The 25929-nt window shown below is 60.1% G+C and carries 16 protein-coding genes; 8 read left to right on the top strand and 8 right to left on the bottom strand.

Annotated features, from left to right (window positions below; all coding sequences use genetic code 11):
- Window positions 1–193 precede the first annotated feature (193 nt).
- The 3 genes from K3180_RS00485 to K3180_RS00475 all read right to left on the bottom strand — a co-directional run bounded on the left by K3180_RS00485 (window position 194) and on the right by K3180_RS00475 (window position 5706).
- Window positions 194–499 carry a hypothetical protein gene (locus tag K3180_RS00485; RefSeq protein ID WP_221537706.1) on the bottom strand — a complete coding sequence of 102 codons (306 nt, stop codon included), beginning with the start codon at window positions 497–499 and terminating at the stop codon, window positions 194–196.
- Between the two features lie 64 nt (window positions 500–563).
- Window positions 564–3437 carry a M16 family metallopeptidase gene (locus tag K3180_RS00480; RefSeq protein ID WP_221537705.1) on the bottom strand — a complete coding sequence of 958 codons (2874 nt, stop codon included), beginning with the start codon at window positions 3435–3437 and terminating at the stop codon, window positions 564–566.
- A gap of 55 nt (window positions 3438–3492) precedes the next feature.
- A complete protein-coding gene (locus tag K3180_RS00475) occupies window positions 3493–5706 on the bottom strand; it encodes an acylase (RefSeq protein ID WP_221537704.1) in 2214 nt (737 codons plus the stop codon).
- A 120-nt stretch (window positions 5707–5826) separates the two neighbouring features.
- Here K3180_RS00475 and K3180_RS00470 point away from each other — a divergent pair, with 120 nt between their 5' ends.
- The 3 genes from K3180_RS00470 to K3180_RS00460 all read left to right on the top strand — a co-directional run bounded on the left by K3180_RS00470 (window position 5827) and on the right by K3180_RS00460 (window position 13797).
- A complete protein-coding gene (locus K3180_RS00470) occupies window positions 5827–7275 on the top strand; it encodes a helicase HerA domain-containing protein (RefSeq protein WP_221537703.1) in 1449 nt (482 codons plus the stop codon).
- A 150-nt stretch (window positions 7276–7425) separates the two neighbouring features.
- Window positions 7426–10002 (top strand): ATP-dependent chaperone ClpB, encoded by a 2577-nt coding sequence (clpB, locus tag K3180_RS00465; protein ID WP_221537702.1) that lies wholly within the window; start codon window positions 7426–7428, stop codon window positions 10000–10002.
- A gap of 372 nt (window positions 10003–10374) precedes the next feature.
- Complete coding sequence (locus K3180_RS00460) at window positions 10375–13797, top strand: TonB-dependent receptor domain-containing protein (protein WP_221537701.1); 3423 nt, start codon at window positions 10375–10377, stop codon at window positions 13795–13797.
- Between the two features lie 132 nt (window positions 13798–13929).
- On the opposite strand, the gene K3180_RS00455 is transcribed toward K3180_RS00460, so the two are convergent.
- Together K3180_RS00455 and K3180_RS00450 are read right to left on the bottom strand one after the other, a co-directional pair.
- On the bottom strand, window positions 13930–14622 hold the full coding sequence (locus K3180_RS00455; RefSeq protein ID WP_221537700.1) for a hypothetical protein: 693 nt from the start codon (window positions 14620–14622) through the stop codon (window positions 13930–13932).
- A 347-nt stretch (window positions 14623–14969) separates the two neighbouring features.
- Entirely contained in the window at window positions 14970–15506 is a 537-nt protein-coding gene (locus tag K3180_RS00450) for a hypothetical protein (protein ID WP_221537699.1), read from the bottom strand.
- Between the two features lie 223 nt (window positions 15507–15729).
- On the opposite strand from K3180_RS00450, the gene K3180_RS00445 reads away from it, so the two are divergent.
- Window positions 15730–18639, top strand: coding sequence for a TonB-dependent receptor domain-containing protein (locus K3180_RS00445; RefSeq protein WP_221537698.1), 2910 nt, complete (start codon window positions 15730–15732; stop codon window positions 18637–18639).
- Between the two features lie 118 nt (window positions 18640–18757).
- Here the strand turns inward: K3180_RS00445 and K3180_RS00440 are convergent, their stop codons facing one another.
- From K3180_RS00440 to K3180_RS00430, 3 genes are read right to left on the bottom strand one after another with little or no spacing between them, the layout of a single operon-like run.
- Window positions 18758–19657 (bottom strand): class I SAM-dependent methyltransferase, encoded by a 900-nt coding sequence (locus tag K3180_RS00440; protein WP_221537697.1) that lies wholly within the window; start codon window positions 19655–19657, stop codon window positions 18758–18760.
- A complete protein-coding gene (locus tag K3180_RS00435; RefSeq protein ID WP_345719400.1) occupies window positions 19650–21344 on the bottom strand; it encodes a 2OG-Fe(II) oxygenase family protein in 1695 nt (564 codons plus the stop codon). Before K3180_RS00435 ends, K3180_RS00440 begins: the two co-directional genes overlap by 8 nt.
- The gene (locus K3180_RS00430) at window positions 21341–22087 is read right to left on the bottom strand and encodes a 2OG-Fe(II) oxygenase (RefSeq protein WP_221537695.1); all 747 of its coding nucleotides are present in this window, start codon (window positions 22085–22087) and stop codon (window positions 21341–21343) included. Before K3180_RS00430 ends, K3180_RS00435 begins: the two co-directional genes overlap by 4 nt.
- A gap of 130 nt (window positions 22088–22217) precedes the next feature.
- Here K3180_RS00430 and K3180_RS00425 point away from each other — a divergent pair, with 130 nt between their 5' ends.
- From K3180_RS00425 to K3180_RS00410, 4 genes are all read left to right on the top strand, one after another.
- The gene (locus K3180_RS00425; protein ID WP_221537694.1) at window positions 22218–23390 is read left to right on the top strand and encodes an acetyl-CoA C-acetyltransferase; all 1173 of its coding nucleotides are present in this window, start codon (window positions 22218–22220) and stop codon (window positions 23388–23390) included.
- A gap of 137 nt (window positions 23391–23527) precedes the next feature.
- Complete coding sequence (locus tag K3180_RS00420; RefSeq protein ID WP_221538046.1) at window positions 23528–24313, top strand: SDR family NAD(P)-dependent oxidoreductase; 786 nt, start codon at window positions 23528–23530, stop codon at window positions 24311–24313.
- Window positions 24314–24491: 178 nt separating this feature from the next.
- Window positions 24492–25364 carry a crotonase/enoyl-CoA hydratase family protein gene (locus K3180_RS00415; protein ID WP_221537693.1) on the top strand — a complete coding sequence of 291 codons (873 nt, stop codon included), beginning with the start codon at window positions 24492–24494 and terminating at the stop codon, window positions 25362–25364.
- Between the two features lie 65 nt (window positions 25365–25429).
- A complete protein-coding gene (locus K3180_RS00410; RefSeq protein WP_221537692.1) occupies window positions 25430–25900 on the top strand; it encodes a MarR family winged helix-turn-helix transcriptional regulator in 471 nt (156 codons plus the stop codon).
- The last annotated feature ends 29 nt before the right edge of the window (window positions 25901–25929 follow it).

The following is a 25929-nucleotide window of genomic DNA, read 5'->3' as shown; positions in this document are numbered from 1 at the left end:
GGGGTCGGATGCCTTCTTGAGCCAGAGAGGATGAATAAGACCCTCGCGGTTAGAGGCAGGGTGCGACAACGCGATTGCTGCCTGATGGCAGTTTGGTGAAGCAGTATGTGTGCGCCTTTTTGTTGTATTGCGGCAACAAAAAGGCCGCCGGATTGCTCCGGCGGCCCTGTGTATTCAGCGATGGGCGAAAGACTCAGCCCTGGCGTTCGCCGGTCAGCGGCATATCGCCGAATGCACCGGCGTTGACGGTGCCGGTCAGCTGGTCGCCATTGACGGTCGCCTTGCAGTTGAGCGTCATCGGCATCGGGACGGTCATGTCCATCGCCCAGGTCAGTTCGTCGCCGTTGATCTTGCCGTCCTTGACGTCCATTGAGCCCATTCCGCCGGCCATGGAGCCGGTGAAGGTGTTGCCATCGTCACCCGGGACGACGGTGAAGGTGCCCTTCTGGTCGCCCATGGGGCTCTTGACGACGGTGTCATAAGTTCCGGCTACGGACATGTGTATTCTCCTTGATTTGAACTCGCGTGGTCTTCGTGCTTGCTGACATGAATGTCAATAAGCCTCAATTGCCTGTCTGGGCCATCTCGACGACCTCGACATCGAGCCCGAGGCTTTCAAGCTGTGGTTCGACCTGTTCCGCATCCCCCACTACGACCCAGACGAAGCGGTCCGGATCGATGGCGGCCCGGGCGGCGGCATCGAGGCTGGCTCCCGTTTGGGCACGGTAACGGTCGGCGAGCAATTCGTAGTAATTGTCCGGACGGCCATAGAGCGCATTGTTCTGCATAGCCGAAAGGACGGCGCCCGAGGTTTCGAACTGGCCCGGGAGTTCTCCGATCTGCGCCGCCACGATGCGGGTCAGCTCGGCTTCGGTAACCCCGCGCGTATCGAGGAATTCGCCGGTCTCGCGGATGAGTTCGGCCAGGGCATCGCCCGTACGGTCTGCCTGGACCGGTGCCGAAATACGATAGGCAACCGCATTCTCATTGGTCTGCGGTGCGCCGCGAACGCCGTAGCTCCAGCCCTTGGTCTCGCGCAGGTTCATGTTGAGGCGCGCGAGGAAATTGCCGCCCAGCGCGTTGTTGGCGTTGAGGAAGTCGACATAGGTCTCGTCGCGCGCATCTACCGGCGTGATCTGGCCGCCGAGAATATAGCTCTGCGGAGAATTGGGCCGGTTGACCAGGACGACCCGAGCTTCCTCGGGACGTTCGGGCATGTTCGAGAAGCTCTTCACGCCCTTGGCGACGGCAGGTGCATCCCAGTCACCGAACACGGTGTTGAGGGCTCCCACGATTTCCGCCAGCGGACGGTCGGAGACGACGAAAACCTCGCCATTGTCCGGCCGGATCCATTGTTCCTTGAACGTCACGATATCTTCGCGCGTGATGCTCTGCAGCGACTCCACGGTGCCGCTCGCGGCACCACCATAGGGATTTTGTTCTCCATAGATCAGCGGGGTCAGCGTGCGCGCGGCAATCGAAGCCGGAGTGCGCAATTCCTGCTGGACACCGGTAATCTGCTGCGTGCGAACGCGCTCGATCTCGGACGGATCGAAGGCGGGGTTGCGGACCACGTCGGACATGAGTTCGAGCGAGGGCACGAGGTTTGCCGAGAGCGCCGATAGCGTGAAGGTCGAGCGGTCGGCACCGCCGCCGAGCGAGATGTTCGCACCCAGACGTTCGCGCGCTTCGGCAAGTTCCTGCGAAGTTCGCGTTGTCGTCCCTTCGTCGAACAGCGACAGGGCAAGCGTTTCGAGCCCGCGCTTGCTGATGGGATCCGCAGCGCTTCCGGCATTGAAGCTCATCGTGACATAGGTTGCCGGGACGGCGTCACGCATCGCGTAGTGCAGGGTCATCCCGTTGGCCAGCGTGGTATGCTGCACGTCGGGGAAGTCGAGATCGGCACTTGCGGTGATGGGCGGGGCCGGGCGCTCCTTGGTCACAGTGATCTCTTCCGCCGTGGCTGCATCTGCCGCCTCCGCTTCAGCGGCAACCGATGCGGCTTCTTCGTAGCTGCTATCGCGTTCGCCCGGTTCGAGCACGAGCGTCATTGCCGGGCGGGTCATCCAGCGCTGCATCGCTGCCTGGACTTCTGCGGGAGTTAGTGTTGCCAGCGTTTCGAGTTGTCGCGAGAAGAAATCGGGATCGCCGGCCAGAACTTCGCCGGAGGCGAGGGTGACGGCCTTGCCGCCGAAACCGCCGACCTGTTCGAGCCCGCGGATGGTTTGGGCAACGGTGCTGGTCGCGGCGCGTCGGACTTCATCCTCGGTCGGACCTTCGGCGATGAACTGGTCGATAAGGGCATCCAGACGCGCTTCGAGAACTTCGGTTTCGACACCCGGCTTGGCCGTGGCACCGACGTTCAGAATGCCGACGCGCTGGAACGCGAAGTTTCCGCCGGAAACGCCCACCGCCAGCTGTTCGTCACGCACCAGGGCGTTGTCCAGTCTGCTTGATGAGAGGCCGCCGAGTATCTGCGCGCCTACCGTCAGGGCGGTCAGTTCGCGGTCGGTAATGCCGGGTGCGGTCCAGTATTTGCTGATGTTGGTCGCGGCGACCTGGTCGCGCATCACGGTGCGCACGGGAGCTGCGAGTTCGGTGATTTCCGCCTGCGCCGGTTCGTTCACCGGGCCGCGTTCGATCTCGCCGAAGTATTTTTCGGCGAGGCGGCGGCCCTCTGCCGGCGAGACATCGCCTGCGAGCACAAGCGTGGCGTTGTTGGGGCCGTATTTGTCCCGGAACCAATTGCGCACATCTTCCATGCTCGCGGCATCGAGATCGGCCATCGAACCGATGGGTGAGTGGTCGTATGGGTGCGGCGCAGGGAAGAGAGTCTCGATGATCTCGTAGAACACGAGACCGCCGGGCTGGTTGTCTCCCTGGCGCTTTTCGTTCTGAACGACACCGCGCTGGTTATCGAGCTTTTCCTGCGTTACCGCGCCGAGCAGGTAGCCCATACGGTCACTTTCCAGCCACAGCGCACGTTCGAGCGCGGCGGTGGGTACGGTCTGGAAGTAGTTGGTGCGATCGAAATTGGTCGTGCCGTTGTAATCGGTCGCGCCCATTTCCTGCAGATATTGGAAGTAATCTTCCGGCGCGTTTTCCGAGCCGTTGAACATCAGGTGTTCGAACAGGTGGGCGAAGCCGGTCTGACCCTGCGGTTCGTCCTTAGATCCTACGTTGTACCAGACCGCGACACCGACGATCGGTGCCTTGCGATCCGTGTGGACGATGACATCGAGCCCGTTCTCCAGCGTAAACTTTTCATGGGGGATGGCGACCTCGTCGATGAGCGAGGTGAGCTCGGCTGGTTCCGCCGTATCGGTGGCGGCGACTTCGGCACTGCCGACGTCGGCGACGTCATAGGCCGGCGCAGTTGCGCAGGCGGCAAGGATGAAGGGCGCGGCCGAAACCGTCAGCAAAGTCTTAAAACGCATGAATTCTCCCCTGAACGCGACTCAAAAAAACACGTATTGGCACGCTAGCCAGTGATTAACGGTGCGTCACTGTCTTTCGAGTGACAGCATTGGCCAGCACATCTTCGCGCCAGAAGTGAACCGGCTTCAAACGGTGCTGGATGAACAGCGTGGACTGGTCGGTGTGATGCGGCGATTGCGGCCTCGTGGTTGCGGCACCGAAGGGCTGGATCGAGCGAGAGGACACGCGCCGCCCCGGAAGCCATTCGACCCATTGGATAAAACTGTCGCCATGGCGCACCCCGAGGCGTCCGTCTTCTTCGACATCCCACAGCGTAGAGGCGCGGAGCGTGTCGGAACCGCCGTCGAGGGGCAGGTCGACATTGCCCTGGCGCAGGCGCAGCAGTTCGCCCATGGGAGGATCGATGCGCCCGAAATGCGTTTCGAGATGGTCGACCGCCCTTTCCAACTCCCCGACCACTGTGGGGCAGGCCTTGTTCTGATATCGGCAGGACATGAACTCGCGGATCATTAACAAAGCGAGGCTGTCGGCACGCCCGATATTGTCGGCTTTGAAATCCCACGTCAGCAGTAGATCCCGAGCGCGTTTTAGCGAATTGTCGACTTCGATGTCTGGCGGAAGAAGGGATTCATCCTCCAGAGCATCCCATAGATCGGCAATGTATCCACTGCGCTCGTAGCCAGTGTCGTACTTGATTTCCTCCAGCGTTTCGCGGTCGAGCAGTTCGGCCTCGCTCATCAGTTTCCATGCGCGACGTGAACGGTTGGTCTGCTTGAGCTCGACGCCCAGTTCCGGCGCAAACTCATCAGGAGAAAGGTCGCTGCCTTTGCCTGCCGCCGTATATGGGGCATTGTTCGCATTGTAGAGCCAGCCGGAGGCCGGGTTCAGATAACGCGGCAATTCTTCGTAATCGACCGGCCCATCCCACACGAGTGCGGGGTCGGAACCGTCCAGCACGCCGCGCCAGTTCGGCCCCACAGGGCGGTCTGGCAGGGCAGCGTTGTAGACGTAGGCGATGTTCCCTTCCCGGTCGCCATAGATGAAGTTGGTCGAAGGTATGTCCATCCGTGCGAGAATGGCCTCCCACTCTTCCAGGCTTTCGGCCTTATTCATCCTGTAATAGGCGTCGAGCTGGCCCAGATTGTCGATCCCGCCATAGCGGAAGGCGAAGGCACCGCGATCATTGATGATGACTGGGCCGTGGATGCTGCGATGGATCTCGCGGCGGATGGGAAGGACAATCGGGCCAAGCTTGACCGGCAATGTGACGGTGCGTGTTTCGAGATCGCGCCACTCGCCGCCAAAGCGGTAGCGCTCGCCCGTGTCATCCAGCTCGAGCTCGTAAACATCGACCATATCGGGCGTGTTGACCGTATTGGTCCAGCCAAGCACCTCGTTATGGCCTAGGAAGGGGAAGGGCGATCCAGGGAAGTTCGCACCGGCATAGTGCCAGCCTTCCTCGCTTTCGACGACCAGTTCGTACCAGGCGACGCCGCCGCGCCAGGGCTGGTGGCTGTTGGAAACGAGGATGGTCGGGCCGCCCGATTTGTCGGGCGTGACTGCGAAGGCATTGGAGCCGTTGTGCGCGGCGTCCCTGCCGAAGGGCGAGTAGGCGACCTGTTCGACGTCATCCTGTCGCTTGGCCGGGGCGGGCGTGCCTTCGCGCGGGAAGCCGGGGATGTCCGGTCCGTATTCCGCGCGCAGGTCTTCCCCTGCAACCAATGGTTCAATCACATTGTTGAGGCCGAAGAAGAATGGCTGGCGCAGTGCGAACCCGGCGGCGACGTCCTTGCCGTTTACCGGGAAAAGATTGCCCAGCTTGACCTCGTCCGGGTTCTGTTCGGCATACTCGTTGAGCCCGGTGGCATAGGCTTCGAATAGCGCACGCGTGTCTTCGGGCAGTCCGGGATAATGCCGATCCGCGGTGCCGCGTGCATCGAGGAGGTGATAGACATAATCGATCGCCGCACCGTCCTGCCCCGCGATCGCGCCATAGCGCCCGCGTGCCATGGCGACCACGTCCTGCAAGGTCGCAAAATCATCCTCCGAATGGGCGATGGCGACTCCGTATGCCACGTCGCGGTCGCGAGCGCCGTAAATGTGCGGAACGCCGAATTCGTCGCGGATAATCTCTGCAGAATAGCTGGCCTGGGGCGGCGCTATGCCCTCGCGCTTTGCCCAGAACGGTTCCCATGTCGCCAGTGCCACGAAAGCGACGAGCACGATCACCAGCAGGGCGGCTGCGACACGCCCGGTCCATTTTCTCATGAAATTCAGTCCTCTCTTGCAACTTTCCTAGCGAGAGGTGCCCGGCGAAACAATCCCGCTGGGCAAAACTGTGGCGGGCGACCTAGGCGCAAACGGATTCGGCCCGCTAGCCGTGTGCATGTGACATCGCAGATCACCATCGGCCACACGACCACCGGCAAAGCGGTAGAGTTCGATATCGAGGAACTCCTCGCAACCCGCCTGCTCGTCCAGGGCAATTCCGGGAGCGGCAAATCGCATCTTTTGCGACGGCTGCTCGAAGAGAGCGCAGGCATGGTCCAACAGGTGGTGATCGATCCGGAGGGCGACTTCCCTTCGCTGGCAGAGGAATTCGGGCACGTCGTGATCGACGGATCGGCCTATTCCCCCGGGGAGATAGAGGCGCTTGCCCGCCGTATCCGGGAACACCGCGCCAGCGTGGTGCTCGATCTCGATGGGCTGGAGGTCGAACAGCAGATCCGCTGCGCTGCGCAATTCCTGACCGCGCTGTTCGACGCCCCGCGAGAGCACTGGTATCCCGCGCTGGTGGTGGTCGACGAAGCGCAGATGTTCGCTCCCGCAGCCGCAGGCGAGATGGCCGAAGACACGCGGCGCATGACGCTGTCTGCCATGACCAATCTCATGTGCCGCGGCCGCAAGCGCGGTCTCGCGGGGGTCGTGGCGACCCAGAGGCTGGCGAAACTGGCGAAGAACGTGGCAGCCGAAGCCTCGAATTTCCTGATGGGGCGCACCTTCCTCGATATCGACATGGTGCGCGCCGCCGACCTGCTCGGCATGGAGCGGCGCCAGGCGGAGCGGATCCGCGAGCTTGAGCGAGGGCATTTCCTTGCGCTCGGCCCTGCCATCACCCGGTTGCCGCTGGCGGTGAAGATCGGCGCGGTAAAGACCGGCAATGCCGTGCGGAGCGAAGGATTGATGGCTATGCCCGACACGGCGCCCGAGGACATGGCCGATCTCTTGACCCGCGATCTTGCCAGCGATGTCGCCAAGGCTCCCTCGCCGCCAGCTCCCCCGCCTGCGCCGCGTCTGGAGGACATCGAGGAAAGCATTGCCCATGCAGAGGAACGGCAAGTCGAACCGGTTGCCGAACCCATCGATACTTCCTCCGTTGCCTCGCGGATCGAGGAGATCATCGGCGAACTGGCAGGGGAGGAGGGCATCGCCTTCCAGTCGGCCAGCGCGCAATACCAGACTTTCCTCACGCGCTGCCGCCGCGAACGATTGATCGGACCCATGCCCGACATGCGTGCCTTCCGCCGTCGCTTCGCCTTTGCCGGTGCGGGGCTGTCAGAGCTGGAAGAGCATTTGCAGGCGCGGATAATGAGATTGGCGAGCGGAGTGGAGGAGGATTTGCTCGGCCCGTTCCTCGTAATTGCCAAGGCAGCCCACGCGGGAGAGACCGAAGTGGACGAGCAGGAACTTGCGCGCGCCTATGGCACCAGTTCGCCCGGACGTATCCGCCGGCTGCTCGAACATCTCGAACGGCAGGGTCTGATCGTGGTCCGCGAGGACTTTGGCGGCGGGCGAACCGTGATGGTGCCCGGGTTGGAAGGCGTAGACGCCGAATAAATTTCGGCACCGCCCTCGCCTTCGCGCATTGCACCCCTATATCCGGCTAACACACCTGTGCTCGCCACGTGCGAAAAAAGCAGGAGGAGGGCTTGTGTTGCATAATCGCAACACCATATTCGAGCGGTACTTCAAGGACAGGGGTTTCGAATGAATCTCGAAAAATTCACAGACCGGGCCAAAGGCTTCCTGCAGGCTGCTCAGACGGTCGCAATCCGCATGAACCATCAGCGCATTTCGCCCGCGCACATTCTCAAGGCACTGCTTGATGACGAGCAGGGAATGGCCGCACAGCTGATCCAGCGGGCAGGCGGCAATCCCGGTGTGGCGATTACCGAAATCGATACGGCGCTGGGCAAGATTCCGGCAGTTTCCGGCGGCGGGGCGCAAGCGACACCCGGCCTCGACAATGACGCCGTGCGCACGCTCGATCAAGCCGAGCAACTGGCGGAGAAGGCAGGCGACAGCTTCGTTCCCGTGCAACGCATTCTCCAGGCACTGACCCTTGCCGACAATGATGCGGGCAAGGCGCTGAAGTCAGCCGGCGTGGATGCCAAATCGCTAGAGGCCGCGATTCAGGAGGCTACCGGAGGCCGCACTGCCGACAGCGCCAGCGCCGAAGAGAGCTACGATGCGATGAAGAAATATGCGCGCGACCTGACGCAAGCGGCGCGCGACGGCAAGCTCGATCCTGTGATTGGCCGCGATGAGGAAATCCGCCGCACGGTTCAGATCCTCGCCCGCCGCACCAAGAACAATCCCGCCCTGATCGGCGAACCCGGAACCGGGAAGACCGCGATTGCGGAGGGCCTTGCGCTGCGGATCGCCAATGGCGATGTGCCCGACAGCCTCAAGGGCCGGACGCTTATGGCGCTCGATCTGGGCGCGCTGATTGCTGGCGCGAAATACCGCGGCGAGTTCGAGGAACGTCTCAAAGCCGTGCTCGACGAAGTGAAAAGCGCCGATGGGCAGATCATTCTCTTCATTGATGAGATGCACACTCTGATCGGCGCAGGAGCAAGCGAAGGCAGCATGGATGCGGGCAACCTGTTGAAGCCCGCCCTTTCGCGCGGCGAACTGCATTGCATCGGCGCGACTACGCTCGACGAGTATCAGAAGTATGTCGAGAAGGACCCAGCGCTGCAGCGCCGCTTCCAGCCCGTCTATATCGACGAGCCGAGCGTCGAGGACACGATCAGCATCCTGCGCGGGATCAAGGACAAATACGAACTGCACCATGGCGTTCGCATCACGGATGGTGCGATCGTTGCGGCCGCGCAGCTTAGCAACCGCTATATCCAGAACCGCTTTCTGCCCGACAAGGCCATCGACCTGATGGACGAGGCTGCTTCGCGTATCCGTATGGAAGTGGAGAGCAAGCCGGAGGAAATCGAGGGACTGGACCGTCGCATCATCCAGCTGCGGATCGAGGAACAGGCCCTGCAGAAGGAAACGGATACCGCCTCTAGGGACCGGCTAGAAAACCTGCGCAAGGAACTGTCCGAACTCGAACAACAGTCTTCGGAGCTAACCACAAGGTGGCAAAACGAGCGGGACAAGATCCATGCCGAGGCGCGGATCAAGGAAGAACTCGACCAGGCACGGATCGAACTCGAACAGGCGCAGCGCGGGGGCGATCTGCAGAAGGCGGGCGAACTGCAATACGGCAGGATTCCAGAGCTGGAACGCAAGCTTCAGGAAGCGAGCGGCCACACCGACAATGCCCTGCTCAAGGAAGAAGTGACCGAGGACGATATCGCCGGTGTAGTCAGCCGCTGGACCGGCATCCCTGTCGACCGGATGATGGAGGGCGAGCGCGAGAAGCTGCTCGACATGGAAAACATCCTGTCGAAGCGGGTGATCGGCCAGTCGCAGGCCATCGATGCGGTCTCCAAGGCCGTTCGACGGGCGCGTGCCGGCCTGCAGGATCCGAACCGCCCGCTGGGCAGCTTCCTCTTTCTCGGCCCGACGGGCGTAGGCAAGACAGAACTGACCAAGGCGCTCGCCGGTTTCCTCTTTGACGACGATAGCGCGATGGTGCGCATCGACATGAGCGAGTTCATGGAAAAGCATGCGGTCGCCCGCCTGATCGGCGCGCCTCCGGGTTATGTCGGCTATGAGGAAGGCGGCGTTCTGACCGAAGCCGTGCGGCGGCGCCCCTATCAGGTGGTGCTGTTCGACGAAGTGGAGAAGGCACACAGCGACGTGTTCAACGTGCTGCTGCAAGTGCTCGACGACGGGCGTCTGACCGACGGGCAGGGCCGCGTGGTCGATTTCAGCAATACGCTGATCATCCTCACTTCCAATCTTGGCAGCCAATACCTTGCCAATATGGATGACGACCAGAAGGTCGAAGATGTCGAGCCGCAGGTGATGGACGTGGTGCGCGGACACTTCCGGCCCGAGTTCCTCAACCGTCTGGACGAGATCATCCTGTTCCACCGTCTGGCACAGGAACACATGGCCCCGATTGTCGATATCCAGGTCGCTCGTGTGCAAAAGCTGCTTAAGGACCGCAAGATCGAACTAGATCTGACCGAGGCCGCGAAGAAGTGGCTCGGCCGTGTGGGCTACGATCCGGTCTATGGCGCGCGCCCGCTGAAGCGTGCGGTGCAGCGATACGTACAAGATCCGCTGGCCGACATGATCCTGCGGGGCGAGGTTCCGGATGGATCTCGGGTCAACATCGATGAGGGTGACGGGGCGCTGGAGATGACAATAGAATGATAGATGATGGAGCCCGTCATGTGCACGCAACAATCCCTGTGATTCGCTAGCTGCATACGAATGTCGATATGTGCTGGATTGTGACTCTGAAATTTTATAATCGGGAAGCCGCTCATTAGGGAGGTAATATTTCTCAACCTCCTCTGCTTGCAGCTGCGAGTGGAGGAGTTTTGTGGGAATTTCGCAACACAGCCATTCAAAACCGCCGATGTGCTTTGACAGGCGGCAAGGGTTAACGCACTAAGTCTTCAGTTGGGACTGGGGGCTTTTTCGCCCGGACATTTCAAGCAAGCCTGCGCCACAAGGGGGGGGGCAGATTCGTTGTCCGCTGGGTGAGGGGCGCAGTTCCGGTTGTCGCGACTGGAGTTTGCAATGCGAAAAATTCATAGAACTACTCTCAAGGGTCTGGCCTTTACGGCTTCGGCGCTGGCGCTCACTGTCGCCGGTCAGGTTTCGGCGCAGGACGCCGGGCAGGACGAAGAGGCCGATGGCGTAACCTCGAACGATCCGCTGGACGATGAAGTCGTCGATGTGGACAGTACTGGCGCTTCGGGTGAAGTAACAGCTGGAGCTATCGTGGTCACCGGCTCGCGCATTCAGCGTGACGACACCTACAACAGCATCTCGCCGCTTCAGGTTCTCGAAACGGAAACCCTGCAGGATACCGGTCAGTTCGACGCTGCTGCTATCCTTCAGCAGAGCGAATCCGCTGCTGGTACGCAAATCGACGCGACTTTCCAGGGCTTTGTCCTGAATAACGGTCCGGGTTCGCAAACCCTCGACCTTCGTGGCCTTGGCGCCGACCGTACCCTTCTCCTGATCAACGGGCGCCGTCTGGCCCCGGCGGGTGTGGAAGGTGCGCCGACCAACCCTTCGATCAATCTGATCCCTTCGTCGCTCGTCCAACGCTACGACCTTCTGCTCGACGGTGCATCGTCGGTTTACGGTTCGGACGCCGTTGCGGGTGTCGGCAACATCGTTTTGCGCAAGGATATCGATGGCATCGAACTGTTTGCCAACGGTGATCTTAACGAAGAAGGCGCTGGCGACGATTACCGCATCAGCGCTGCTTTCGGTAAATTTGGCAGTAACTGGAGCTTCGGCATCGGTGCGGAATATGCGCGCCGTGACGAGATCAAGCTTGGCGACCGCGATTTCCTCGCCGGTTGTAACACGCACTATGAAATCACCGACAGCGGTCAAATCCGCACGCTTGGTATTTCGGACGATGCCAATACACGCGCCGATAGTGGCGGTGCTATTGGCGAAGTAACCACGCCGTGCACAATCGATGCTGCGGCACGCCGGATCATCCCGAACAGCCCGCTGTTCTTCAGCTCGATCTATTACGACGAGACCGTATACCCGACCACTGGTATCGCCGGCAACACGGGCATCCCGGGTTTCTCCGATGCCTTCGATGCGTTCGGTAATCCGGTCGATCGCGATGGCGACGGCTTGCTCGATGTCGACTTCTCGCAGGTCACTCGCAATGGTACCGATCTCGAGCCGTCGTTCATTTCGCCGCAAGACCTCTACAACGTGATGGCCTATGGCGAATACACGTTCGACGGGGATTTGGGCATTACGCCTTACTTCGAAGCGAACTACAGCCGCGCCGAAGTCAGCGCGCGCAGCAACGCACCGCAATTGTTCCCCTATGTTCCGGGCAGCAACCCGTTCAACCCCTGCAACATTGCCAACAACGACTGCGGCGATCTGCAGAACCAGTTCGACGGGCTCTATGATTTCCAAGGCGGCGCATTCGCCCGTCCGACGGGGGTTTCCTACACTGTGCGTCCGGTTGTAAGTGTACAGGGCGATCGCAACTTCACCGAAACGGTGCAGGAACAGTATCGCGGCGTCTTCGGCGTTCGCGGTGACCTTCCTTTCATCAACTTCGGCCCCGGCAATGACTGGACCTTCGATGTCTCGGGCGTCTATTCGCGCTCGGAAGGTACTTCGTCGCGCAGCGGTATCCGTGATGACCGTCTTGCACTCGCACTCGGTATGGACCCGACGGTTACCTCGCCCACGGGGCGTGCAACCCCTGTCGTCCTAGCCGGCGGCCCTTGCGCCACCAGCGGCTTCGCCAATCCGGATCTGCTGCAGCCCGATGTGCTTGATGGCTGTGTACCCGTAAATCTCTTCGCACCGTCGCTTTACCAGACAGCAGTGGGCGATTTTGCGACACAGGCAGAGCGTGACTATCTCTTCGATACACGCGATTTCGACACGACCTACGAACAGACCGTTCTTTCGGCATTCTTCCAAGGCAGCCTGTTCGAGCTTCCCGGCGGTACGGCGAAGGCAGTGATCGGTGCGGAATATCGCAACGATACGCTGAATTCACAGCCTGACGTCGTTGCTTCGGAAGGCCTGTTCTTCGGCTTCTTCGCCGACCAGGGCGCACAGGGCAGCAAGAACATCTACGAAGCTTTCGGCGAACTCGACCTTCCGCTCATGAGCGGACGGACGCTGGTTGACGATCTGCGGGTGAACCTGTCGGGTCGTGTGACCGAAGACGAGTTCTACGGCACGAACTTCACCTACTCGCTCAAGGGCGGCTGGCGTCCGGTGGAACAGCTTCTCCTGAAGTTCTCCTATGGCACCTCCTTCCGTTCGCCGAACCTGCGTGAACTGTTCCTTGCCGGTCAGTCCGGCTTCGGCGGCATCACCGATCCCTGCGCAGTCCCAACAGATGCCTATGCGCCTCTGAACGGTGGATATATCGCCGCGAACGACGATCGCGATCCGTTCGTACTCGAGAACTGCCTCCGCGAAGGTCGCGATCCGACCACGGTGGGTACCGACGGGTCGAACACCGTTCAGGTGCCGAGTGTGGAAATCACCTCGGGCGGCAGCTTCGAACTCGATCCCGAGACTTCGACGTCCATCACCACGGGTTTCTCCTTCGTGGAAAGCTTCGGTCCGGTCGATTTCGACTTCAACTTCAACTATTACGATATCAATGTTGAAGGCGCGATCGCAGAGCCGACCGGCCAGTTCGTCGTAAACGAGTGTTTCCTTCGTGAAGAATCGTCACGCTCGAGCTTCTGTGATGATATTCAGTACGACACTGACCCAGCATCGCGTCAATTGATTACAAACGTCTTCGCCGGTTTCGTTAACATCAACGAAGAAACCGTTCGTGGTATCGACCTCAACACCAACCTGAGGACCGATGTCGCTGCCTTCGGTAAGGACATTCGTCTGGGGCTTAACCTCCGGGCGAACCACCTGATCGAACGTACCTCGGTGGTTCTCGACGACCTTGGTAACCCTGACGTCGATGACGACGCAGGTGAATTCGGCTTCCCGTCATGGACAGGCCGCGGAACCTTCTCGGCGCAGGTCGACAATGTGACCTTTACTTGGTCGACCCGCTTCATCGGCGAAACCGAACAGCAGGAAGACGGCATCGACCCGCTTTCCGACGCCTTCGGCCGCGGTCCCGATGGACAGCCCACCGGCTTCATCGGAAACACCTGCCTCGGCAACGGTTCGGGTATCAACGATCCGGTCACAGGCGAGTTCATCCCGGACGGCGTTGTCGAGGGTGATGGTGTGTTCTGCCGCGATATCGGCTTTGCAGACGCATACTTCGTCAGCAACGCATCAGTCCGTGTCGAATTCGATCGCTTCGATGTCCGCGTAGGTGTGTCGAACATCTTCGACGAAAGCCCCCCGCTGATCGACACCAACGAAGTGTTCGGTATCTCGAACATTCCGATCGGCAACGGCTATGACTATAACGGTCGTGAATACTTCGCTTCGGTCGCTGTCCGGTTCTAAGCCCGACCTACCGATCGAATGAAACCGGCGGCCCCATACTTCGGTGTGGGGCCGCTTTTTTGTGATGGCAGCAGCGATGCCCGCAGGAGTGCGGAACGGTTGGTCAAACTGCCCGCACCGGGCTCCCGGGGTTCAGACCAAAGTCTGGGGAACAGGAGCCGTTATTTTCAGTTGCCCGGCAATCAGCCCGAGCCAGTGCCGTACATGCTCGATTTCCTCTGCTGCAGCTTCATCTGCGTTGCGCTGGTCCACTTTCCCGCCAAGTTTCGAATGCTCGGCGAAAGCATGATCCAGCGACAGCATCTCTGATCCAGGCCCGCCAGGATCGAGACCTGCAAACGCCAGCACCGCTCCGATTGTTTCGCCACGGTGCTCGTTGAAATAATCTCCGTCCAGCGTGCGGATACGGGGTTTCAAAGGACCAGATGCAAGCCGGGTGAAATAGTTCTGGTTCAACAGCCAAGCCAGCCCGGCCGCCTGGAGATCGGTCATCGAGAATTGTTCTTCCGGCGACATTCCAAGATCTATGCCCGCATAGCTCTGCATTTCGAGATACAGGCGGCGGCCCCAGCGATGACCCATGAGGCCGCGCTTGCGGACGCTCTGCAGGAATGAGGAGACCGGATTGGTCATCAGCACTGTGCGCGCATCGGGTTGTGCTCTCAGGAGAGCCGGAATCAGGCGATTGGCATGATTTGTCGGCTTAACGAAGACTGCATCGATGCCGGGCCTCTTCCTGCCCAGCAACTGCAGCAATGGCGCTATAAGCGGCTCGGCCTTGGCCCCACCGGATGCAAGGCTTGCAATGATACCGGGTTCGCTCATCCCTAGCGAAATACCCGGTATGTTCAACGCCCGGGCCAGCAGTGTCGAACGACAGAACGCCGTGTGGAAAATGAAGTGAAGAGGCAAAACCTCGACTTTCATTTCGATCACCTGATCGAACGATACCGACCTTCGGTCGGCGGGGTCTGTCGGTGCGTATTCAAAGAGGAACCCGGGTGCAGAATACCTTTCCTCGGGAACCCGGAGGAACTCTACACTTCGAGTCTCCATATTGAGAGCGTGCGGTATCCATTCAGGATTGGACTCGATGTCTGAGGTCATAACTCGAGTGGGAGACCGTCCGTCGGAGCCATGAATTCAGGAGTCTGTTCGCGCGCAGGCCATAATCATCGTATGCGACTTGCCTTGACGCCGAGCGCCCCGTCCACACGCAGCCAATAAGAAGTCATCGCCGCCTTTTCCAGCTCGACTTCGTCCCCGACTTCCGGTCTAAATCGGCGCGGAGTATTTGTTGCTCTCCAGACACTGCCTTCCGCAATCTCGATTTCCCAGTGATCGCTGCGCAGGCGCCGCAAGCCGGTTATCCGCGACTGGAGAATCGTGTTCTCGTCCTCATCGTCCGAAGAGAAAATTCCGATTTTCGGAAGGCTGAATCCGAACAGGCCCCGACGGGTCTTTTCAACGTCCTCACGATCGAGGACCTGCAGATCACCGCTGTCCTGACGGGCTATCACATTGTCAACTGCGGCATCGAAACAGGCAAGGCGTTCTTCATCCTGTGCGATTGACCGGCAATCCCGCAGAGCCTGCAGGCGATTTGCTCCCTCTCCATTATCTTGCGCATGCGCCGGGACGGTGAAGAAAGATCCCGCGGTCAAAAGGACAAGCCCCATCCGGGCCACATGTGCGCTGATATATGTCACTGGGAAGCCTCTCCATCCTTGGTCGACAAGCGTATTGACCGGGAATTACGCCACAAAGTCAACTGTGACTCCATTGTCACACTCGCAAAATTCCATGTCGCTTGCTCGCATCGGAGATTGCAGTGGAACGTGCCGTTGAAGTACGCCCCGCATATTCAGAGTAGTTTCTGGATCAACTTTCTTATGGGACGTCGGTATGGCGTCCTCCTCAGAGGGGATAGAAATGTCTTACAAGTTTAACAAAGCCGCGTTGCTGACGGGCACCATCATGGCCGGTGCCATGATTGTCTCGCCTGCTTATGCGCAGGTCGATGATCAGGTTAACGAACCCGCAACCGAGCCGGGCGCTGCCGATGCGGAAATCGCGCCGATTATCGTCACCGGTTCGCGTATTGCGCGCCGCAACGTCGAAACGGCTGCTCCGGTTGCGGTCGTCCAGGACGAAGAATTCGAACTGTCGGGTACGGTCAACGTCGAAAACGTCGTCAACACCCTGCCGCAGGTTGTTCCGGGCACGACTTCCTTCTCGAACAATCCGGGTGACGGCGCTGCAACGCTGAACCTTCGTGGCCTCGGCGCAGCACGTACGCTGGTTCTCGTGAACGGACGCCGCTGGATGTCCTACAACACGGCGCAGATCGTCGATCTCAACACCATTCCGAGCTTCCTGCTCGACAGCGTCGACGTGGTGACCGGTGGTGCGTCGGCCGTTTACGGTTCGGACGCTATGGCCGGTGTGGTCAACTTCCGCCTCAAGAACGTCGAAGGCATCGAACTGGGCGGCCAGTACTCGATCACCGAACGTGGTGATGGCGCCCGTTACGAAGTGCACGGTGCAATCGGTACCTCGTTTGACGACGGTCGTGGTAACGCAACTGTGTACGCCGAGTACTACAACCGTTCGTCGATCTTCCAGGGTGACCGCGAATTCTCGAACTTCGCCCTGGGGGGCGAGACATCGAGTGCTCCGTTGCAGCAGTTCGGTTCCTCGACCCTTCCGCAGGGCGTTATCCGTTATTTCGGTGATAGCGACACCACTGGCACCGATTTTGATGCCAATGGTGCCGTCGTGTTCGACGAGCCGGGTAACTTCCGTACGCGCGCTGGAGATCTCTATAACTACGCCCCGGCAAACTACCTGCAGCTGCCGCAGGAACGTTACCTGATCGGTGGTTATGCGGACTACGATATCGGAGGTGGCCACACGGCCTACACCGAAGTCGCTTTCGTCAACAACCGCGTTGCTCAGGAACTCGCCGCGACTCCGGTCACTGGCGATTTCGACGTGTCTCTCGGTGCGGTGCAGGACTTCCTTGACCCGGCTGATTTCGCCCAGCTCCAGCAGCTGGAAGAACAGGAAGGCGATGCCGACGATATCATCAACCTGTTTTTGCAGCGCCGTACCGTCGAAACCGGTTCACGCAACAGTCTGGACGAGCGAAACGCGTTCCGTGTTCTCGCCGGTCTTCGCGGTCCGATCAACGATTACCTGAGCTACGACGCATATTACACGTATTCGCGTACGCGTAATGCCAACGTCCAGGCGGGTAACATCTCGCGCAGTGCTTTCCAGCGCGGTCTTGACGGCACCGATCCGGCAATCAACATCTTCGGTCCGAACACGCTGACTCCGGAAATGGTCGATCAGATCTCGATCCTTGCCCAGAATGGCGACGTATCGACCCAGGAAGTGGCCAACGCAGCCATCTCCGGTACTTTTGGTGATTTCGCCATCGGTGAGAATTCGGAGCCGGTTGCATTTGCCCTCGGCGGCGAATACCGCAAGGTCGGTTCGCAATTCATCCCAGATACCGCCCTTGCCTCGGGTGACGTTATCGGCTTCAACGCCGGTAATCCGACTGCTGGTTCGTATGACGTCAAGGAGGCATTCGCCGAACTTAACGTTCCGATCGAATTTGGCAGTGCGCGTCTCGAACTGACCGGCGCGGCTCGTTACTCGGATTACTCGCTTGATGCAGTAGGTGGTGTGTGGACCTATGCCGGCGGCGTTGAGTTCTCGCCGATTCCGGACGTCACGCTCCGTGGTCAATACCAGCGCGCCGTCCGTGCGCCGAACGTCGGCGAACTCTTCGGCGGCCAGGCAATCGGTTTCCCGGGTGCAACCGATCCTTGCGGCACCGCTGCGGCAACTTCGGGCGGGCTCCGTGATATGTGTCTCGCGAGCGGCGTCCCGGTGGGCAGCCTCGGCGATCCTGCGATCCAGTTGAATACGCAGATTCCTGCGACTTTCGGCGGCAACCCGAACCTGCAGGAAGAAACATCGACCAGCTGGACCGCAGGTGTGGTCTTCCAGCCGACGTTCTTCCCGGGCTTCACGCTGACGGCCGACTATTTCGACATCGAAATCGAAGACGCCATCAGCACGATCTCGCTGCAGCAGACGTTCAACCTCTGCTTCAACCAGATCCAGGACCCGAACGATCCGATCTGTGCGCCTTTCTTCCCGTCTGACGGATCCTCGGTTCGCAACTCGGCTGGCGTTATCACGACGTCAAACCCGCCGGCTCTTGGTGGTCAGAACATTGCAACACTTAACGTGTCCGGTGTCGACCTTCAGGCGACCTACAGCACGGTGCTTCCGTTCTCTCTGCTGACAGATACGGGTGAGCAGGATTTCAACATCTCGTTCCTGGGAACGTGGACTGAAGAATCCAGCTTCCTCGCATTTCCTGGTGCAGACCTGCTGGATTGCGCAGGGGTGTTCGGTCTGAACTGCGGTGAACCTACACCGACGTTCAAGTGGACGACGCGTGCCTCGTTCATCGATGGTCCGCTGACGACCTCGATCCGCTGGCGTCACCTGTCGGGCGTCGACGATGACGAGGCTTCGGTCGATTTCTCGGAGTTCAACGGTGCGGAACGTATCCCAGCATATGATCTTTTCGACCTGACCTTCTCCTATATGGCCAGCGAAGCGATGACGTTGACCTTCGGTGTGAACAACATCCTCGACAAACTGCCGATGACGCCCCGCTTCGATGCCAATGGTGTTGTGACAAATAACAACGATGGTACGCTGCTCGGCGACAACCAGGAGCAGGGAAACACCTATCCGAGCACCTACGACGTACTCGGTCGCGACTTCTTCGTTTCGGTGAACTTCAAGTTCTAAGAAACGGCGAGTTACGAATGATTGAGGGCGGTGGACTTCGGTCCGCCGCCCTTTTTCTTTGCTTCAACGCAGCCGCCTCAAGGCGAGATGCATCAAAGCGCCAGTGAGGCGAATTCGGTTAAAGGATAATCAGCTCGGCGAAGGCCGGTTCACCAGCTAGCCGTAGCGGGACGATCTCGATCGGTTTACGGCCCCGCCTTTCAAAGCCTGCCAAGAGCCGCTCTCGATTGTCTGCTGTCGCACATGCTTCTGCAAGCGACGCTATCCGTCCCAGCTCGGCTTCTGCCTGCTCTGCGATCAATTCGAGAGTGGCCACCAACTTCTCGAAGGTTCCGCCGGGTGCGAAGACCAGCGTACGCCGCACGGCTTCGGGCAGCTCCCACGCTACCGAGCCCTTGCCGAAACGCGCCGCTCCCTCATCCGCCAGATTCTGCGCGAAAGCTATTGCCTCCCGGTAAATCGCATTCTCTTGGCGAAGCATGCCCCTTATCTCGTCGAAAAAGGCCTTTTCGTCCTTCACCCAGAGAATCTGCTCTTGGCGCTTGAGATTATGAGCGAGAATAGGTCCATCGCCGAGGTGGACCATAAGGCCTATAGAGCCACCGGCTTTCACGACGCGGAGTATTTCCTCGGATATGACGGCCGTATTGCCATACTCGAAGCCGAACTGGCTCACTGCCGCATCGAAATGGCCGTCGATGAAGGGTAGTTCTTCCATCGAGACACCGCCGATGAGTTCAATTCCTTCAGGCGAAGGAGGAAGGGGGTCAGCTCTATCAATCCCTACGATCGACAAGTCAGGGCGCGCCTGACGCAAGATCACTGGAAGTTTTCCGCCGCCCGTCCCGAGGTCGAGGACCCGCGAACCTTGTTCGAGTCGAGAGCAAAAGTCAGCCCAGGCATCGAATTGCGCCCGGGTGATCGGATCCGGTCCGGACGAGACCACCGATCCGCCTGGCGAGGTTTGCTGACGCTCCCAGAACGCTTTCCACGCCTTTTCCTTCTGGTCCCTATCCATGGAGCTCAGGCCTAACGGGTATTACATCGAAGGCCACTGTCATGCGCAGGCCGCTCCCGAAACTGGTGGTGCCGTGGTAAAGCGTGCTTGGAAACAGCGCGAGGTAGCCTTCCTGCGGGCGGATGGTGGTGAGCGGTCCGAGGTCCAGCCCGAGGTCCGGCGGTGGGCGGCCGATTTCCAGCCATCCTCGCTGGTCCGCGGACTTCGCCTCGTCGGGAACGATAAGGTAGAGCGCGGAGCTCAACATGCCCTGGGGGTGGATATGCGAGGTATGGTAATCGCCTCCGCCATGCATCCTTACCGACCAGGAACCGGCCAGAGACCATGGCACCGCACGGTGGCGCAAAAGCGGATGCGTTTCGTCGAGGGCGGGTAAACCCGCACGATAATCCTTCAGCGTCGCCACGATGGCTTCACGCAGGCGGGCGAATTCCTCTTCATGACGATGAAACAGGATATGCCGCGTCTGCGTGCCTCCACGCAGGGATTGGCCGAGTGGCAACGGAGAGGTATCGTGCAGCCCGTGCAAAGTCTCGATGGCAGGCGGAAGGACGTTGTCGCCGTTGCGCAGGGGCAGCAACCGCACCAGCCCTTCCTGCCCATGTAGCCAGGTTGCACGGGGATCGTCCTTTAGCCGCCAGACAAGGCCCAGTAGCGCATAGGCCGAATGCATCACTGCCTCCTCAGTGATGGCTGTATCGAGCAATGTCTCCGCACGGTCCAGCTCACCAAGCCTGATCCGATGGCGGGCCTCGTGAATGGCGCGCTCACTGGTGTCGAGATCGAGATTGGCGAAGATTTCCTCGGCCCTTTCGTGCTGCCCGGCTGCGCCTGCATGAACAGCTTCTAGGAGAGCGAAATATGGGAGCGAACTGAATCGCTTGCGCGCTTCCGCTGCCACTTCGGCAGCCTCTTCGGCATAGTCTAGCCCTGCTAACACCGCCGCATGGGCGGAAGGGATGCCGGGGTCTGACGGAACGCGCTTTGCCGCTTCTCGATAGTGCCCGGCAAAATCCTGTTCTCCGGCCCCCAATCGCAGTTGAGAAAGGAATTTCAGTCCTTCCAGCCATTGTGGTGCCTGTGCGACGAGTTGCTGCGCAATATCCCGCGCGGCTGTGTGTTGTCCGGCTACATCAAGCGCCTGAGCCTTGCCCAGCCAAAGATCGGCCTCCGAACTGTTGACTGCCAACGCCGCATCAAAACGGGCAACGGCATCCGCTTCGCCCCGATCAAGTGCAGTGCGCGCTCGACCGTGCAAGCCCTTTGCGTGACGCGGTTCGATGGCAAGGCAGCGATCATATGCCGCCGCCGCTTCGGCGGGCTGGGCGGCGGATCGTGCAGTAGCTGCCCGGACCGACCAATAGCGGGCCTGCCTGGACCCTACTGCCTCATGTCGAACCAGCAGCGACAAAGCTTCGTCGTGCAGTCCCAACCGTCCGAGTGCTATGGCCCGGTTCACGACGAACTCGAGATTGCCCGGATCGCGTTCGAGTGCTCGGGAAAAGGCCGCTTCGGCACCTTCGGCATCTCCGTTGCGCATCGCCATCGATCCCAGGGAATTGTGCAGTTGGGCATGGTCCGGATGCTCGGCCAATCCCTGCTCAAGCAGGCGGAGTCCCTTAGGCCGGTTACCCGACTGCTCGGCCGCTATTGCGTGAGCATGCCAGTCTTCCGGGGGCGTACTCACTTGTCGCGCAGCCATCCGACGATTGCGGTGCGGCCCATGGGGGCGAACGGCGGGACGTAGGAGACCATGTGACTGGTCGGCACAGCGAAGAGATTCAGCGCGTTGAACCGCGGGCGGAAACCTTCGACTATATCGCCCTCTTCGTCGAGGAACAGCAGGTATCCGCCCCAGTCGGGATGCCAGTCCTCGGGCGCGAAGTTGAGCGTATAGGCAAAACGCCAGCCTTCGGCGACATGGCTGTCGATATGCCGTCCGAGATAATGGTTCGGTGCGTATAGCGATGCCTGTCCATCGGCCTTGGTCAGCGTAGGCGTTGCGGTGATATCGCGAACCAGATCGAGGAAATCGGGGGCGTTGATATATTCGAGAATCAGCTCGTGAGGACCGCCAGGATCCCAGCCTTCCTGCACTGCTGTCAGGATCGGGTAATGCGCAAAGCGAAAGGCATAGTCGCCTCTTGCAGACGCCTGATGCGCGGCCATTGCCGCAGCATTGACCCGTTCGGCGCCTCCGGGAGCCTGTACTTCCTCCTGTCGGAAACTTTGCGGTTTAATTCCCGGTCCGTCGCCCGCCTGTATCGCCATGCCCCATTTGGTTGCGCGCGCGAGGATCATCTGGATCTCGCGTGCAGTTTCTTCGGTAAGGACATCGCGCACCTGGACACGTCCGGTTTTCGCAAAGCGTTCGGCGAGCGCCTTGCGATCGAGGTCTGGGTTGAGTTCGAAAAGCTTCTTCTCGGCCATGCGCGCAGCCTTACGATGCGCTCTGCCTGCCCGCAAGCACGCCGGCCCGCTTGCGTTACCAAGCTCCACTTGACGTAAACGGAAAGCGGCCATAGTCCCGTATCAAATTGCAACGCAACTGGAGAGACCGATGCCCGAAGCCTATATCGTCGAAGCCGTGCGCACTGCGGGTGGACGCCGGGGAGGGCGGCTTGCCGGGGTGCATCCGGTCGATCTGGCAGCGCGATCGCTGGATGCGGTTATGGAACGCTCGGGGCTCGAGGCAAAGACGGTCGACGATGTCGTCATGGGTTGTGTCAGCCAGGGCGGCGAGCAGGCGATGCAGGTGGGACGGAATGCCGTTCTGGCCAGCAAGCGTCTTGGTGAGGGCGTGCCAGCCGTGACCATCGACCGTCAGTGCGGCTCCAGCCAGCAGGCGGTCCAGTTTGCGGCGCAGGCGGTGATGAGCGGAACGCAGGATGTCGTCATCGCCAGCGGCGTGGAAAGCATGACGCGCGTGCCTATGGGTTCGACCGCGATGTTCCATATGAAAGAGGGGCTGGGAAACTACAAATCGCCTGGTCTCGAAGAGAAATATCCCGGTATCCAATGGTCCCAGTTCATGGGCGCGGAGATGATCGTGAAGAAGCATGGCTTCACCAAGGACGATCTCGACCGCTTCGCCCTGTCGAGTCATGAGAAGGCAATCGAAGCAACCCGGTCCGGCGCATTCGAAGAGGAAATCGTGCCGGTGGAGATCGAGACCGCTGAAGGTGCCGAGATGCACACGGTCGACGAAGGTATTCGCTTCGACGCGACGCTGGAAAGTATCGCGGGTGTGAAGCTGCTCAGCCCGGAAGGCACGATCACTGCCGCTTCCAGCAGCCAGATCTGCGACGGGTCGAGTGCGGTGCTGGTGGTTAGCGAAAAGGCATTGAAGGAATATGGCCTCACGCCGCTGGCGCGCATCCACAACCTCACCGTGACGGCGGGCGATCCGGTCATCATGCTGGAAGAGCCGCTTTTCGCCACCGACCGTGCACTGGAACGGGCAGGTATGAAGATTTCCGACATCGATCTGTTCGAAGTCAACGAAGCCTTCGCACCGGTGCCGCTGGCATGGCTGAAGCATACCGGTGCGGATCCGGAAAAGCTGAACGTCAATGGCGGTGCTATTGCGCTGGGCCATCCGCTCGGTGCATCGGGAACCAAGCTCATGGCTACTCTGGTTCACGCCCTGAAAGCGCGCGGCAAGAAATACGGCCTGCAGACGATGTGCGAAGGTGGCGGTGTCGCCAATGTGACGATCGTTGAGGCGCTGTAAACGAACGCGACACGTAAATTATCCGTTCGTACTGAGCTTGTCGAAGCACCGCACTTTCTTTTAGCGCTTCGTCACAAGTGAAATACGGCCCTTCGACAGGCTCAGGGCGAGCGGGTTTCTGATCTTAGGAGAGAATGATGGAAGTTAGCAGCAATACACCTGCAGTCGTTACCGGCGGTGCATCGGGTCTCGGCGAAGCAACCGCGCGGGCGATCGCCGCCAAGGGCGCAAAGGTCGCAATTTTCGACATGAACGAGGAAAAGGGCGAAGCCGTTGCCAAGGATATCGGCGGCATCTTCTGCAAGGTGAACGTCACCAGTGACGAAGATGTCGACGCCGGTTTCGCCAAGGCGCGAGAGGCGCACGGACAGGAACGTATCCTCGTCAACTGCGCAGGTATCGGGAATGCCATCAAGACTGCCAGGCGCGACAAGCAGACGGGCGAGATCAGCCACTTCCCGCTGCAGGCCTTCGATTTCGTGATCCAGGTGAACCTTGTCGGAACCTTCCGCTGCATTGCCAAATCGGCCGCCGGAATGATGACGCTCGATCCGCTCAGCGATGACGGCGACCGTGGCGCGATCGTCAATACCGCCTCGGTTGCAGGCGAAGACGGCCAGATGGGCCAGGCTGCCTATTCGGCATCCAAGGGTGGCGTGATCGGCATGACCCTGCCCATCGCGCGCGATCTGATGAGCGAGGGCATTCGGGTGAACACTATCTTGCCGGGTATCTTCAACACTCCGCTCATGAATGCAGCTCCGCCGCAGGTGAAGGACGCGCTGGCCGCCAGTGTCCCGTTCCCCAAACGCCTAGGCAATCCGGAAGAATACGCCATGCTTGCCATGACCATGATCGAGTGTGGCTATTTCAACGGCGAGGACGTCCGCCTCGACGGTGCGATCCGCATGGCTCCTCGTTGATGCAGCATTTCGAATTTTCCTACTTGGCTGGCCTGTGATTGGTTTTGCCCGATGATGCTCCGCCGTTCCTCTCCGCACGCTTTTGCAGCTGCAATGGGAACGGCGGATTTTTTTCGCTTAGACTGTGTAACAAGCGGTCCAAGTGTTCTTTGATAGCGACGAATGGAGTGCCGAATCGATGACTGAATTCACCCAGATCAAGCTCGATATCGCCGATGGGATCGCCACCGTGACACTCCATCGCCCCGAGAAGATGAACGCGTTCACGCGGATCATGATGCAGGAATTCATAGACGCGCTCGACGTAACCGATAGCGACGACAGCGTGCGTGCGGTAATCGTTACGGGACACGGTGAGCGGGCATTCTGTGCCGGCGCGGACCTCACGCCCGAGGGCGGCGGCCATGTATTCTCGGATCCCAACACTGTCGACGACCTCTCCGATGAGCGGGTGCGCGATGGGGGTGGGCGGCTGACCTTGCGGCTGTTCAATTCGAAAAAGCCGCTGATCGGTGCCTGTAACGGAGTTGCAGTGGGTGTGGGCGCGACGATGCAGCTGCCGTTCGACATCCGTCTTTGTAGCGAAAATGCGCGCTTCGGCTTCGTTTTCGCGCGGCGTGGGATTACGCCGGAGGCCGCCTCAAGCTGGTTCCTTCCCCGGCTCGTCGGGATGCAGACCGCACTCGAGTGGTGTATGACCGGACGCATTTTCGATGCGAATGAAGCGCTTGATCGGGGCCTGGTTCGTTCAATCCATCCGTCCGATGTTCTGATGGATGCTGCCGTGGGGCTTGCGCGCGAGATCGCCGACAACACCTCTGCAGTGTCGGTGGCAATGACGAGGGCGATGCTGTGGCGGCTTGGAGCGAGCGGGCACCCGATGGATGCGCACCGCATCGACAGCCGTTCGATCTATCGCCTCAGCCGCAGCGCCGATGCGAAAGAGGGTATTGCCAGCTTTCTCGAAAAACGCCCGCCCGCCTATCCGGATACCGTCGGCGAGAATATGCCCGATTTTTATCCCTGGTGGGATGAGCCGGAATATAGATAGTTGCACCTGTGATAGTCACGCCTGCAACCTTGTAAAACGGGGCGAGGGGACTAGACCTGTGGGCCATGTCCACTCGTAAACCAGCCAGACGTCTCGCCGAATTCCTGCCCTACCAGTTGTCGGTCGCCTCTAACGCGGTGTCGACCCGGATTGCCGAACAATATCGCAAGCGCTTTGCGCTGAAGACCACCGAATGGCGGGTCATGGCGGTACTGGGAGATAGCGGTCCCACCACCCAGCGCAAACTCACCCAGGCGACGCTGATGGACAAGGTGCCGGTGAATCGCGCGTGCAAGACGCTCGAGCAGCGCGGTCTCGCGACGCGCAAGCCTAATGCGAAAGATGGCCGATCGCATCTGCTCGAACTGACGGCAGAGGGCAGGGCGGTCCATGCCGGGATCATGCCGCTGGCGCTCAAGATCGAGGCGGAATTGTTCTCTGTCCTGAGCGAGGAAGAGCAGTCTGCTTTGCGCGATATGCTTTCCCGCTTGCGCGAAAATGCCGGAGATTTCGATGCGGAAAGCCTCGCCGACTAGCAAAGCCGGCGAGGCTTCTAGCTTTTCCG

Origin of the sequence: Qipengyuania huizhouensis (assembly GCF_019711635.1) — a bacterium.
GTDB lineage: Bacteria > Pseudomonadota > Alphaproteobacteria > Sphingomonadales > Sphingomonadaceae > Qipengyuania > Qipengyuania huizhouensis.
Note: the sequence above shows the minus strand (reverse complement) of the source record. Positions and strands in the feature narration are given on the sequence as shown.